This is a genomic window from Cupriavidus sp. TMH.W2 (assembly GCF_050847365.1).
GTDB lineage: Bacteria > Pseudomonadota > Gammaproteobacteria > Burkholderiales > Burkholderiaceae > Cupriavidus.
The window spans coordinates 2,373,582-2,386,228 of record NZ_CP193792.1 but is presented as its reverse complement, the minus strand read 5'-3'; the positions used below and the strand labels follow the sequence as shown (position 1 = coordinate 2,386,228).

The following is a 12,647-nucleotide window of genomic DNA, read 5'->3' as shown; positions in this document are numbered from 1 at the left end:
CGGCCGCGGCGCTTCATCCAACCTGTTTTCTGCTGCATGACCCTGATTCCGTTCCTGACGCTGGCCGTGGCGCTGCTCGCGGTCGTCCTGCTGGTAATCGTATTGCTGCGCCAGCAGGCTGCCTCGCCCGGCGCCGGCATGGCGCGGCAACTGGACGAGATGCGCGTGGAGAACGCGCGCGGCATGGAGCGGCTGGAGCGCGAAGTGCGCACCGAGGTGGCCGAGTCCGCGCGCGGCAGCCGCGGCGAGTCGGCGCAGCAGATGCTGCGCTTCCAGCAGGCGCTGTCGTCGCAGCTGACCGGCATTGCCACCTTGCAGAACAACCAGATCGACACCTTCGCGCAGCAGCTGGCCAAGCTGACCGAGACCAATACCCAGCAGCTCGAGCAGGTGCGCCAGCACCTGATGCTGCAGGGCCAGCAGGCGCGCGACGAGCAGGCCGGCACGCTGCGCCGCTTCGGCGACGGGCTGCAGCAGCAGCTGGCACAGATGTCCGAAGCCAACGAGCGGCGCCTGGCCGAAGTGCGCGCCACGCTGGAGAAGAAGCTGCAGGACATTGAGGCCAACAACGCCGCCAAGCTGGAGGAAATGCGCCGCACCGTCGACGAGAAACTGCATGCGACGCTGGAGCAGCGCCTGGGCGAGTCGTTCCGGCTGGTGTCCGACCGGCTCGAGCAGGTGCACCGCGGCCTGGGCGAGATGCAGGTGCTGGCGCAGGGCGTGGGCGACCTGAAGAAGGTGCTGACCAATGTGAAGTCGCGCGGCACCTGGGGCGAAGTCCAGCTGGAAATGCTGCTGGAGCAGATGCTCACGCCGGAGCAGTATGGCAAGAACGTGGAAACCGTGCGCAATTCGGGCGCGCGGGTGGAGTTTGCGATCCGGCTGCCGGGCAAGGCCGCGGGTGGCGAAAATGGCGATGGCGCGCCGGTCTGGCTGCCGGTCGACGCCAAGTTCCCCAAGGAACAGTACGAGCGCCTGGTGGATGCGCAGGAGCGGGGCGATCCGGACGGCGTGCTCGCCTTCGGCCGCGAACTGGAAGTGGCCCTGCGGCGCGAGGCCCAGACCATTGCCGAGAAATACCTGTCGCCGCCCCAGACCACGGACTTTGCCATCCTGTTCCTGCCGACCGAGGGGCTGTATGCCGAGGTGCTGCGCCGGCCCGGCCTGACCGATCTGCTGCAGCGCGACTACCGTGTGACCGTGGCCGGGCCGACCACGCTGACCGCGCTGCTGAACAGCCTGCAGATGGGCTTCCGCACGCTGGCGCTGGAAAAGCGCTCAAGCGAGGTGTGGGAGGTGCTGGGGGCGGTCAAGACCGAATTCGGCAAGTTCGGCGACGTGCTGGCCAAGACCCGCGATACGCTGGAGCGCGCCGCGCGCAATATCGAGCAGGCCGAAGTGCGCACGCGCCAGATGGCACGCAAGCTGCGCACGGTGGAAGCGCTGCCGGGCGAGGCCGCGCAGCAGGTGCTTGGCCTGAACGCGGCGGATGCCGCCGCAGGCAGCACGGAAGACAGTGCGGAGAGCGGCGGGGGCTGACCGTGCTGCCGGGAAGGCGCAGGGCGGGAGGGGGGCGGCCGGCATGCCGCCGGCCTGGATTGGTGCGCGCCGCTCAGACCTCTTCTTCGGGCGGCAGCTCGCGTACGTGGACTTCGATGCCGCCGAAGCGGGCGGCCACCCAGTTGTAGGCCTTGCAGGCCAGCCACAGCAGGCCGAAGCCGATCAGCGCATTCAGGATGATGGCGCTAAAGACCGTGATGGCCGGCAGGTCACCATAGCGGACGAAGGTGACGAACAGGCCCAGCGACACGATCGGCAGCGAGAAGCACAGGTAGACCAGCACCAGCGCGCGAGCTGTCTTGACGGGGTGGAGGTAGGCGATCTCCTGATTCATGACGGGGAGTTACTCAATTGTTTCAGAATCGTGCGCCAAGTGTAACGATTGGCCGATCCCAAGCATAGTCCGGCGTCCGTGGGGTGGTCGAAAGCCCCGCGCCAGGCGTACGGTTACCGAAAATGTGCGGCACAAAAACGACACATTGATACCGCCGCGTAGCGAATCGTTGCGCGCAGACCCGCCGGACCGGCTAGACCAGCCCGTCGAACAACAGCACCTCGACCCCATCCCCGGCCTTGACCGAATCCTGTTCGTGACCGAGTACGATAAAGCAGTTGGCCTCGCTCATCGAGCGCAGCACGCCCGAGCCCTGCTGGCCGGTGATGCGCACCTCCCATTGTCCGTCTTCGGCGCGGGCCAGGATGCCGCGCTGGTATTCGGTGCGGCCGGGTTTCTTGCGGATGGCCTGCGCGCTGCGCACGCGCAGCAGCGGCAGCGGCGGCACGCTGGCGCCCATGAGGCGGTGCAGCGCGGCGCGCACGAAGTGGTAGAAGGTGACCATCACCGCCACCGGGTTGCCCGGCAGGCCGAACAGCAGCGCGTCGCGGCCGTTGGAGTTGATGCGGCCGAAGGCCATCGGCCGGCCCGGGCGCATCGCGATCTTCCAGAACGTGACATCGCCCAGGCGCGCCATGATCGGCTTGGTGTAGTCGGCCTCGCCGACCGAGACGCCGCCGGAGGTGATGACCGCGTCGGCGGTCTCGCAGGCGGTGCGGAAGGCGGCCTCGAGCGCGTCGGGGTCGTCGCGCACCACGCCCATGTCGAGCAGGTCGACGTTCATCCGGCGCAGCATCCCGTGCAGCGTGTAGCGGTTGGAATCGTAAACGCAGCCGGGATCGAGCGGCTCGCCGATCGAGCGCAGCTCATCGCCGGTGGAGAAGAACGCCACGCGCAGGCGCCGGCGCACGCGCACCTCGGCCACGCCCAGCGAGGCCAGCAGGCCAAGGTCGGCCGGCTGGAGGATGCGGCCGGCCTGCAGCGCGGACTGGCCGCGCGCCAGGTCTTCGCCGCGCAGGCGCCGGTTGTCGCCGGTGCGCACGCAGCCGGCGGCAAAGCGGATGCGCGCGCCGTCGGCCGCAGTTTCCACGAATTCCTGCGGCACCACCGTATCGCAGCCGGCCGGCATCACCGCGCCGGTCATGATGCGCACCGCCTGCACGGCGGTCGGGGCCAGCTCGCCGGCGCCGCCCGCGAAGGCGCTGCCGATCACTTCCAGCTCGACCGTGTCGGTCTGCGCGGCAGCCAGCGCCGCGCCCTGGAAGGCGTAGCCGTCCATGGCCGAGTTGTCATGCGCGGGCACGTCGATGGGCGAGACGATGTCCTCGGCCAGCACGCGGTCCAGCGCGCTGCGGATCGGCACCTGTTCGACGCCGCGCACCGGCTCGACCACCTCGCCGATGATGCGGTTGGCCTGGTCCACCGGCAGCGCGGTGGGATCGTAGTCGGAAAGGCAGGAAATGACGGATTGCAGGGAGGGCATGTTGGCTCGGCGGTGGCTCGAAGAAGGCTCAGCGCGTCTCGTGCGTGCGCAGTTCGTCCAGGGTATTGATATTGGCAAAGGCCGCGGCGTCGTCGAACAGCACTTCGGCCAGCCGGCGCGAGGCGGCCCAGGTCTCGATCTTGCGGCCGCCGCCGGCAAGATAGGCCACCAGGCTGTCGAGCGCACTGACCGGCATCAGGCAGAACACGGGTTGGGTCTGGCGCCGGCCGTCCTGGTCCAGCGTGACCGGGATCGCCACCTCAGCGCCTTCGGCCTCGATGGCCTGTGCCAGGCGCGCCACCAGGTCGGCCGGCAGGAAGGGCGAATCGCAGGGCGCGGTCACCATCCACGGCGTGGCGCATTGCTCCAGGCCGGCCAGCATCCCCGCCAGCGGGCCGGCGAAGTCGGGCACGGTGTCGGTGTAGACCGGCACGCCGAATGATTCGTAGGCGGCCAGGTTGCGGTTGGCATTGATCATCAGGCCGCCCACCTGAGGCGTGAGGCGCATCATGGTGTGCATGGCCATCGGCGTGCCGTGCAGCGGCTGCAGGCCCTTGTCGGTGCCGCCCATGCGGCTGCCCCTGCCGCCTGCGAGGATCAGGCCGGTGATGTCGTCGCGTGCAATCATGGCTTTTGGTGTGCCGGCGGGATCAGCCACCGATATAGGACATCTCGATCTTGCGCTCGGCGCGCCTGGCGCGCACCGTCGGGTCGCTGCGCTGCTCGGAGTAATTGTCAGTGCGGCCCTGCCACACTTGTGCGATGGCGTTGGAGATTTCCAGGTCGCTGTAGCCGCCGCGCAGCAGCGCGCGCAGGTCGAAGCCCTCGGTGGCGAACAGGCACAGGTAGAGCCGGCCTTCGGTGGACAGCCGGATGCGGCTGCAGTCGCCACAGAAGGCGTGGGTGACGCTGGAGATCACGCCGATTTCGCCGCTGCCGTCGCGGTAGCGCCAGCGTTCGGCGGTTTCGCCGGAGTAGTTGGCCAGCACGGGCTCGAGCGGGAATTCCGCTTCGATGCGCTTCACCACCTCGGCCGACGGCAGTACTTCGTCCATTTGCCAGTGGTTGCTGGCGCCGACGTCCATGAACTCGATAAAGCGCAGGATGATGCCGCTGTGGCGGAAGTGGCGCGCCATCGGCACGATTTCCTGGTCGTTGGTGCCGCGCTTGACCACCATGTTGACCTTGATCGGTGACAGTCCGACGGCCTGGGCGGTCTCGATGCCGTGCAGCACGTCGGCCACCGCGAAGTCCACGTCGTTCATGCGGCGGAAGGTGGCGTCGTCGATCGCGTCCAGGCTGACGCTGACGCGCGTCAGGCCCGCATCGCGCAGCGAGCGTGCCTTGCGCGCCAGCAGCGAGGCGTTGGTGGTGAGCGTCAGGTCCAGCGGCTTGCCCGAGGCGGTCTCGATCTTTGCGAGCATCTCGACCAGGTGCTCGATGTTCTTGCGCAGCAGCGGCTCGCCGCCGGTCAGGCGGATCTTCTCGACGCCGTGGGCGACGAACAGGCGCGCGGTGCGCTCGATTTCCTCGAAGCTCAGCAGTTCGGAATGCGGCAGGAAGGTGTAGTCCTTGTCGAACACTTCCTTCGGCATGCAGTAGACGCAACGGAAGTTGCAGCGGTCCGTCACCGAGATGCGCAGGTCATGCAGCGGCCGGCCGCGGGTATCGGCCACCAGGCCAGTGGGTGCAACCAGCTTGCCGGGAATGCTGGGCGTCATCGAGCGGTAGCGATGGTCGCGCAGGTCGAAAATCGGGATGACGGATTCGGTCATGGCCTGTGGGTGGGCACGGCATCCGGGGAACGGCCTGGCGGCAGGGCTGGTCAGGGCATTCGGGGGCCGGATGCATTCTGCTGCCATTCTAGCCGAGCCGGGGGCGGGGCACCCGCATCCCCCGGTGATGGCGGGGATTCATCTGGCCGGCTGCCCATGAAAAAAGGGGACGGCCTGGCCGTCCCCTTCTCACTTTGGCTGCGGTGCAGCGGCGTCGCTTACTGCTGCGATGCCATCTCCACTTCGCGGCGGCCGGTTTCCACCAGGATCATCGGACCCTGGGGCAGCGGCGGCAGCGGCTTGCGCTCGCGCGGCGCGCGCGGGGCAGGCACGATGCGGGCGGCGGCTTCCTGGGCCGTGCGCAGCTTGTCGCTGTCGGTGTGGACCCATTGCAGGCCGGCGGTGGCGAGCATCGGTTCCAGGTTCTCCAGCGCTGCCGGGGTGGCGGGTGCTGCCGGTGCTGCCGGTGCGAAGGGCGCTGCGGCCACCGCCGGAGCGAAGACCTCGGGCTGGGCTGCCGGTGCGGTCTCGGCGACAGGTGCAGCCACAGGGGCGGCGACAGGTGCCGGCACGGCTTCAGCGGCCGCGCTCACGGCGGGCTCGACGATAGCTTCGGCGGCTACGGCTTCCGTGACGGCGACGGCCACCGGGGCGGCTTGCTCGGCGACCTGCGGGGCCACCGGTGCGGCCTCGGCAACCGGGGCAGGCGTCACGCCTTCCGGCACGGCGATGCGGATCGCTTCGACAGCCTCGGCTGCGGCCACCACGGCCACGGCCGCTTGCGGTGCCGGCTCTGCCTGCACGCCGGCCTCAGCCGTTGCCGGGGCAAAGCCTTCGGCAGCGGTTTCGCCGTCGCCTTCACCTTCACCCTGCGCGCCTTGCGCCGACTCGTCGCGCTCGCGGCGATAGCGGTTGCGGCCACGGCGGTTGCGGCGGCGGCGCTCTTCGCCTTCAGCGGTCTCGGCTACACCTTCGGCGCCTTCCGGCAGCTCGACGCGGGCTTGCGTCTCTTCGGTCACGGCCTGCGGCAGCACGCCCAGGGCCTGGGCGGCGGCGATGGCCTCCGGCTGCGGCGCTTCACCGGCTTCGGCTTCGCGCAGTTCACTGCGCTCGCGCTGGCGTTCACGCTGGCGCTCGCGGCGTTCCTGGTTGCGGTCGCGGCGGCCTTCCTGGCGGCCCTCGACGCGCTCGCCCTGGGCGCGCTCGGCTTGCACCGCCTCGCCCTGGCGGGCGACGGCCGGAGTGGTCTGGCCTTCACCTTGCTGGCGCGGCGGGCGGGCCTGGCGTTCGCCACGGCCTTCGCGCTGCTCGCCGCGCTCGCCACGTTCCGTGCGCTCGGCACGCTCACCACGCTGGCCACGGCCCTGGCGCTCGCCACGCTCACCGCGCTCGCCACGTTCCGCGCGCTCACCACGCTCGCCACGCTCACCGCGTTGGCCACGGCCTTCGCCGCGCTGGCCGCGCTCGCGGCGGCCTTCGGCGCTACGGGCTTCCGCGGCGGCTGCCGGCTTGGCCGGCTCCACCACCGGCGGGGTTGCCGGGCGGGCACCGAACAGGCCCTTCAGCCAGGCGATGAAACCGCCGCTGACCACCGGCTGGGTGGCCGGCACGGGCGGGGCGGCCGGGGTTTCCGGCTTGGGGGCGCGCTCGGGGCGCGGCACCGAGACCGGGGCGGGCTGTTCCGGGGTGATGCCCTTGACCGCGGCTTCCTGGCGCGGCTTGGCTTCTTCCTTGCGGCGGCTGCTGTAGCTGGTGTCGGCTTCCAGTTCCTTGGCGGCAGCCTCGGCCATCTTGTAGCTGGCGGTGCTGTCTTCCAGGCGCGGGTCGTCGTGGCGCAGGCGCTCCAGCTTGTAGTGCGGCGTTTCCAGGTGCTTGTTCGGAATCAGCAGCACGTTGACCTTGAAGCGCAGCTCGATCAGGTTGATTTCCTGGCGCTTCTCGTTCAGCAGGAAGGCGGCGACCTCCACCGGCACCTGGCAGTGGATGGCGGCGGTGTTTTCCTTCATCGCCTCTTCCTGGATGATGCGCAGAACCTGCAGGGCGGACGATTCGGTATCGCGGATGTGGCCGGTGCCGTTGCAGCGCGGGCAAGTGATGTGCGAGCCCTCCGACAGCGACGGGCGCAGGCGCTGGCGCGACAGCTCCATCAGGCCGAAGCGGCTGATCTTGCCCATCTGCACGCGGGCGCGGTCGTGGCGCAGGGCGTCCTTCAGGCGCGTTTCCACGTCCTTCTGGGCCTTGCCCGACTCCATGTCGATGAAGTCGATCACGATCAGGCCGCCCAGGTCGCGCAGGCGCAGCTGGCGGGCGATTTCGTCGGCGGCTTCGAGGTTGGTGCGCAGCGCGGTTTCCTCGATGTCGGCGCCCTTGGTGGCGCGGGCCGAGTTCACGTCCACGGAGACCAGCGCCTCGGTGTGGTCGATCACGATGGCGCCGCCCGAGGGCAGCATCACCATGCGCGAATAGGCCGACTCGATCTGGTGTTCGATCTGGAAGCGCGAGAACAGGGGCACGTCGTCCCGGTACTTCTTCACGCGGTTCATGTTGTCAGGCATCACCACGCTCATGAAGGCGCGGGCCTGTTCGTAGATCTCGTCGGTGTCGATCAGGATCTCACCGATATCCGGCTGGAAGTAGTCGCGGATGGCGCGGATGACCAGGCTCGATTCCAGGTAGATCAGCAGCGGGGCCTTGTTGTCGCCGGCGGCGCCGTCGATGGCCTTCCACAGTTGCAGCAGGTAGTTCAGGTCCCACTGCAGTTCCTCGGCCGAGCGGCCAATGCCGGCGGTGCGGGCGATGATGCTCATGCCGTCCGGCACGGTCAGCTGCGCCATGGTTTCGCGCAGTTCCTGACGGTCTTCGCCTTCGATGCGGCGCGACACGCCGCCGCCGCGCGGGTTGTTCGGCATCAGCACCAGGTAGCGGCCTGCCAGCGAAATGAAGGTGGTCAGGGCCGCGCCCTTGTTGCCGCGCTCTTCCTTCTCGACCTGGACGATCAGTTCCTGGCCTTCATGCAGGGCGTCCTGGATGCGCGCGTTGCGCACGTCGATGCCTTCCTTGAAGAAGGCGCGGGCCACTTCCTTGAACGGCAGGAAGCCGTGGCGCTCTTCGCCGTAGTTGACGAAGCAGGCCTCGAGCGACGGCTCGATGCGGGTGATGACGCCCTTGTAGATGTTGCCCTTGCGCTGTTCGCGCCCGGCAGTCTCGATGTCGATATCGATCAGCTTCTGACCGTCGACGATGGCGACGCGCAATTCTTCCTGTTGCGTCGCGTTGAACAGCATGCGTTTCATCGCAATACCTCACTCCAGTGTCGCGGGTGGCACCGTCTGGGCGGTGTCCGCGGCGATCCATGGAGCACGCGAGGGAGCGAGCGAGGCGCGAGAATTGCCGGAAAGCGCCGCTGCGCGAGACATGCGAGCGGCTGGGCGCGGGTGAAAGAGAGCGATGACGTCGGGGTAACGTCCGCGGGCGGGAGAGAACACCGGAGGCTGCTCTTGCGCAGACATCCGGCGCATTCCCGTGCCGGAGGCGATGCAGGACGCCGGCGCAACCGGCGCCGGCGGCATCGCGGCCGGCCGCGGAAGGCCTAGACGCGTCAAAGAGCAAATTTTTCGGACACGGCCTGGTTGCCGTTGCTGCCTGACTTCTCCTGGCGGGCGCACCTACTACTTCTTGGAGTTCTGCGACCGGGCGCCGGTAACTTCCAGTCAGGCGGCAGGCTAACCTGCCGGCCGGCACCGTTTCCCGGTGCGGGCGGGACTTCTCTCACCGAAGCGGATGCCGGCAGTGGCATCCGCCTTTAAATTCTGTTTTACCTGAACACTCAGTTCCCACGTCACCGCCTGCCCGTGCCGAAGCCACCTTTGGGCGACTTCCTGCATGCCGGCGGCACCGTGCGTGCTGCTTTTACTGCCATTTACCCGTCTGGGGCGCCTGCGGATCACGCGAAGTTGCGGGAGACGGGCGGGGTTGGCGGCAACCCCAAGTGTAGAATGCGAAAAATCGAAGAAACTCGAAGACTAATCGCTTACACAGGTCTTGCGCTGCCGGCCACAAGCCGGGACAGCGAGGAAATTATATTGAAAATGAATGAGTTACGCCATCAAATTGAAAAGGTTGCCGAAGCTGCGCCGGCCAGCCCACAGGTGGCGTATGTCACGATTGACGAAGGCTCGGAAGGTCAGCGCATTGACAACTTCCTGCTGAAAGTCGCCAAGGGCGTGCCCAAGAGCCATATCTATCGGGTGCTCCGTTCGGGGGAAGTTCGCGTCAATAAGGGGCGGATCGATGCCACTTACCGGCTCCAGTCGGGGGATGTGGTGCGCATCCCGCCGATGCGGGTGGCGAGTCCGGCGCAATCGGCCAATGCCCAGCATGTGCCGGCGGGCGAATTCCCGGTGCTGTTCGAGGACACGCACCTGCTGGTCATCAACAAGCCGGCTGGCGTGGCGGTCCATGGCGGCTCCGGCGTGGCCTTCGGCGTGATCGAGCAACTGCGCCGGTCGCGGCCGCAGGCCAGGTTCCTGGAACTGGTGCACCGGCTCGACCGCGAAACCTCCGGCATCCTGGTGCTGGCCAAGAAGCGCTCGGCGCTGGTCCACCTGCATGAGCAGATCCGCGGCAACGCCATGGACAAGCGCTATTTCGCCTGCGTGGCCGGCGAATTCCCCAACGCGCGCCAGCATGTGAAGCTGCCTCTATATAAGTACAGCACGCCGGACGGCGAACGCCGCGTGCGGGTGCAGGCCGACGGGCTGGCGTCGCACACCGTGTTCAACCGGGTCGAGGCCTTTTCCGGGTTCACCCTGCTGGAGGCCGAACTGAAGACCGGCCGCACCCACCAGATCCGCGTCCACCTGGCGCATTCGGGTTTCCCGATCGTCGGTGACGAAAAATATGGCGACTTCTCGCTGAACAAGGCGCTGGCGCGTTCCGGCGCCAGGCCCGGCCTCAAGCGCATGTTCCTGCACGCCCACCGGCTGGTGTTCATCCATCCGGACACGGGCGAGCCGCTGGCCGTGGAAGCTCCGCTGCCCGACGAATGCGTCGGATTCCTGCAACAATTGCGTGAACTGCGTGCCCCAGAGTAGGGTAGTGCATCAAACGACACAAGGACTGCCATGTCCAGGCAACAATTTGATCTGATCGTATTCGACTGGGACGGGACGCTGATGGACTCGACCCCGACCATCGCCAAGTGCATCCAGCTTGCCAGCCGCGACCTGGGCCTGCCGGTGCCGGACGACCGCGCAGCCAGCCACGTGATCGGGCTGGGCCTGAAGGACGCGCTGTCTTATGCGGTGCCGACGCTCGACCCCGCCGACTACCCGCGCCTGGCCGAGCGCTACCGCTACCACTTCCTGACCCGCGACGCCGACCTGGTGTTGTTCGACGGCGTGCGCGAAATGCTCGAGACCTTGCGCGGCGAGCACTATTTTCTCGGCGTGGCCACCGGCAAGACCCGCGTGGGCCTGCAGCGCGCGCTGGCCTCCAGCGGCCTGACCCGCCTGTTCGACGCCACGCGTTGTGCCGACGAGACCTTCTCCAAGCCGCATCCGGCCATGCTGCACGAACTGACCCGCGAACTGGGCCAGGACGTGGAGCGAACGGTAATGATCGGCGATACCACCCACGACCTGCAGATGGCGGCCAATGCCGGCGCCAAGGGGATCGGGGTGTGTTACGGGGCCCATCCCGCCGATTCGCTGCGCGCGATGGCGCCCGTGCACTGCGCCACCTCGATCGCCGACCTGACCGAGTGGCTGCTTGCCCATGCCTGAGGCACTGTCCGGCCAGGTGCCGGTGCGGCTGTGCGCAGCGGCCGACCTGGAGGAAGGCGGCCTTGGCGTGCGTTTCTCGGTGGCGCTGGACCGGCGCGAGATCGGCGCCTTCGTGGTGCGCTTCGACGGCGCCGCGCATGGTTATCTGAACCAGTGCGCCCATGTGCCGATGGAGCTGGACTGGCAGGAGGGCCGGTTCTTCGATGCCTCGGGCCTATACTTGCTGTGCGCGACACATGGCGCGGTTTATGCCCCGGACAGCGGCGAGTGCGTCGGCGGCCCCTGCCGCGGGGCTTCGCTGGCCAAGCTGCGCATCGAAGAACGCGACGGCCAGGTCTACTGGCTGCCGGAGGCGCCGTACCGGATGGCTGAACCCGCCGGCGGTGCCTGAATGGATTTCCACGAGCGAGTTGCATGACAGAACAACAGAAACCGCCTTTGGGCGGAACGGGTGAATCGGGTGCGTCGGGTCAGTCAGACGAGCGCAAGCCAGCTGGCGAGGGCGCACCGGGCGAACGGGTTGGCGAGCAAGGGCGCCAGCCCGAGTCCGAGCGCCTGGTCACTGCTACGCACGCTGACTATCCGCTGGACGATGAACTGCGCGCGGGAGAGGACGCCGCACGGCGCGAAGCGCGCGAGCGCAAGGCGCGCATGGCCGGCGCGGCCGGCGGCGGTCCGGTTGGCGGCTCGACAGGCGGCTCGGGCGGCGGCTGGGAGCGCGATGTACTGGAAAGGGTGCTGACCGCGTCGCTGCGCGAGCAACGCGCGGCGCGGCGCTGGCGCATCTTCTTCCGCTTTGTCGGCCTGGCCCTGTTGGCGCTGATCCTGCTCGCCGTGTTCGACTTCAAGGGCGACGGCGCCATCAGCACCTCGGGCCGCCATACCGCGATGGTCACGCTGGAGGGCGAGATCGCCGCCGGCACGCCGGCCAGCGCGGATTCGATCAATACCGCGCTGCAGGCGGCGTTCGCGGACAGCAACGCCGCCGGGGTGATCCTGAAGATCAACTCGCCGGGCGGCTCGCCGGTGCAGGCCGGCATGATCAACGATGAGATCCATCGGCTGCGCAAGCTCTATCCGTCCAAGCCGTTCTACGTGGTGGTGGAAGAGATCTGCGCCTCGGGTGGCTATTACGTGGCCGCCGCGGCCGACAAGATCTATGTCGACAAGGCCAGCATCGTGGGCTCGATCGGCGTGCTGATGGACGGTTTCGGCTTTACCGGCCTGATGGACAAGCTGGGCGTTGAGCGCCGCCTGTACACCTCGGGCGCCAACAAGGGCATGCTGGACCCGTTCTCGCCGCAGGTGCCAAGGCAGAAGGCCTTTGCCGAGGCCATGCTCAAGCAGATCCACCAGCAGTTCATCGACGTGGTCAAGGAAGGGCGCGGCGACCGGCTCAAGGACGATCCGGAGCTGTTCTCCGGCCTGTTCTGGTCGGGCGAGCGCAGCGTCGAGCTGGGCCTGGCCGACGGGCTGGGCAGCACCGACTATGTGGCGCGCGACCTGTTCAAGGCCGAGGACATCGTCGACTACACGGTCAAGGAGAACATCGCCGAGCGCGTGGCCAAGCGCTTTGGCGCGGCCGTGGGCACGGCGGCGATGAAGACCATGCTGTGGAGCACCGGCATGCAAGGCATGCGCTGACAACGGCTGGTGCAGCGGCCATGACAAAGGGGGCGTTCGCGCCCCCTTTGCCGTTTGCTGCACCGTCG

10 protein-coding genes are annotated in these 12,647 nt (G+C 68.0%); 5 read left to right on the top strand and 5 right to left on the bottom strand.

Features of this window, described 5'->3' with window-relative positions; translation table 11 throughout:
* Positions 1–36 precede the first annotated feature (36 nt).
* Entirely contained in the window at positions 37–1,539 is a 1,503-nt protein-coding gene (gene rmuC / locus ACREYQ_RS11010) for a DNA recombination protein RmuC (RefSeq protein WP_432257641.1), read from the top strand.
* 73 nt (positions 1,540–1,612) lie between these two features.
* On the opposite strand, the gene ACREYQ_RS11005 is transcribed toward rmuC, so the two are convergent.
* The 5 genes from ACREYQ_RS11005 to ACREYQ_RS10985 form a co-directional block, all read right to left on the bottom strand.
* The gene (locus ACREYQ_RS11005; protein ID WP_432257640.1) at positions 1,613–1,894 is read right to left on the bottom strand and encodes a hypothetical protein; all 282 of its coding nucleotides are present in this window, start codon (positions 1,892–1,894) and stop codon (positions 1,613–1,615) included.
* A gap of 193 nt (positions 1,895–2,087) precedes the next feature.
* Positions 2,088–3,377 (bottom strand): molybdopterin molybdotransferase MoeA, encoded by a 1,290-nt coding sequence (moeA, locus tag ACREYQ_RS11000; protein ID WP_432257639.1) that lies wholly within the window; start codon positions 3,375–3,377, stop codon positions 2,088–2,090.
* A gap of 28 nt (positions 3,378–3,405) precedes the next feature.
* Positions 3,406–4,005 (bottom strand): molybdenum cofactor guanylyltransferase MobA, encoded by a 600-nt coding sequence (gene mobA / locus ACREYQ_RS10995; RefSeq protein ID WP_432257638.1) that lies wholly within the window; start codon positions 4,003–4,005, stop codon positions 3,406–3,408.
* A 22-nt stretch (positions 4,006–4,027) separates the two neighbouring features.
* Positions 4,028–5,152, bottom strand: coding sequence for a GTP 3',8-cyclase MoaA (gene moaA / locus ACREYQ_RS10990; protein WP_432257637.1), 1,125 nt, complete (start codon positions 5,150–5,152; stop codon positions 4,028–4,030).
* 218 nt (positions 5,153–5,370) lie between these two features.
* On the bottom strand, positions 5,371–8,445 hold the full coding sequence (locus ACREYQ_RS10985) for an Rne/Rng family ribonuclease (RefSeq protein ID WP_432257636.1): 3,075 nt from the start codon (positions 8,443–8,445) through the stop codon (positions 5,371–5,373).
* Between the two features lie 795 nt (positions 8,446–9,240).
* Between ACREYQ_RS10985 and ACREYQ_RS10980 the strand changes: the two genes are divergently transcribed.
* From ACREYQ_RS10980 to ACREYQ_RS10965, 4 genes are read left to right on the top strand one after another with little or no spacing between them, the layout of a single operon-like run.
* On the top strand, positions 9,241–10,245 hold the full coding sequence (locus ACREYQ_RS10980; protein ID WP_432260399.1) for an RluA family pseudouridine synthase: 1,005 nt from the start codon (positions 9,241–9,243) through the stop codon (positions 10,243–10,245).
* Between the two features lie 30 nt (positions 10,246–10,275).
* Positions 10,276–10,935 carry an HAD-IA family hydrolase gene (locus ACREYQ_RS10975; RefSeq protein ID WP_432257635.1) on the top strand — a complete coding sequence of 220 codons (660 nt, stop codon included), beginning with the start codon at positions 10,276–10,278 and terminating at the stop codon, positions 10,933–10,935.
* Positions 10,928–11,326, top strand: coding sequence for a Rieske (2Fe-2S) protein (locus ACREYQ_RS10970; RefSeq protein ID WP_432257634.1), 399 nt, complete (start codon positions 10,928–10,930; stop codon positions 11,324–11,326). Before ACREYQ_RS10975 ends, ACREYQ_RS10970 begins: the two co-directional genes overlap by 8 nt.
* A 23-nt stretch (positions 11,327–11,349) precedes the next feature.
* Positions 11,350–12,579 carry a S49 family peptidase gene (locus tag ACREYQ_RS10965; RefSeq protein WP_432257633.1) on the top strand — a complete coding sequence of 410 codons (1,230 nt, stop codon included), beginning with the start codon at positions 11,350–11,352 and terminating at the stop codon, positions 12,577–12,579.
* The last annotated feature ends 68 nt before the right edge of the window (positions 12,580–12,647 follow it).

Excerpts from the sequence above, each read along its gene's own strand:
- rmuC (WP_432257641.1), top strand. The coding sequence starts at position 37 with ATGACCCTGATTCCGTTCCTGACGCTGGCCGTGGCGCTGCTCGCGGTC.
- ACREYQ_RS11005 (WP_432257640.1), bottom strand. The coding sequence starts at position 1,894 with ATGAATCAGGAGATCGCCTACCTCCACCCCGTCAAGACAGCTCGCGCG.
- moeA (WP_432257639.1), bottom strand. The coding sequence starts at position 3,377 with ATGCCCTCCCTGCAATCCGTCATTTCCTGCCTTTCCGACTACGATCCC.
- mobA (WP_432257638.1), bottom strand. The coding sequence starts at position 4,005 with ATGATTGCACGCGACGACATCACCGGCCTGATCCTCGCAGGCGGCAGG.
- moaA (WP_432257637.1), bottom strand. The coding sequence starts at position 5,152 with ATGACCGAATCCGTCATCCCGATTTTCGACCTGCGCGACCATCGCTAC.
- ACREYQ_RS10985 (WP_432257636.1), bottom strand. The coding sequence starts at position 8,445 with ATGAAACGCATGCTGTTCAACGCGACGCAACAGGAAGAATTGCGCGTC.
- ACREYQ_RS10980 (WP_432260399.1), top strand. The coding sequence starts at position 9,241 with ATGAATGAGTTACGCCATCAAATTGAAAAGGTTGCCGAAGCTGCGCCG.
- ACREYQ_RS10975 (WP_432257635.1), top strand. The coding sequence starts at position 10,276 with ATGTCCAGGCAACAATTTGATCTGATCGTATTCGACTGGGACGGGACG.
- ACREYQ_RS10970 (WP_432257634.1), top strand. The coding sequence starts at position 10,928 with ATGCCTGAGGCACTGTCCGGCCAGGTGCCGGTGCGGCTGTGCGCAGCG.
- ACREYQ_RS10965 (WP_432257633.1), top strand. The coding sequence starts at position 11,350 with ATGACAGAACAACAGAAACCGCCTTTGGGCGGAACGGGTGAATCGGGT.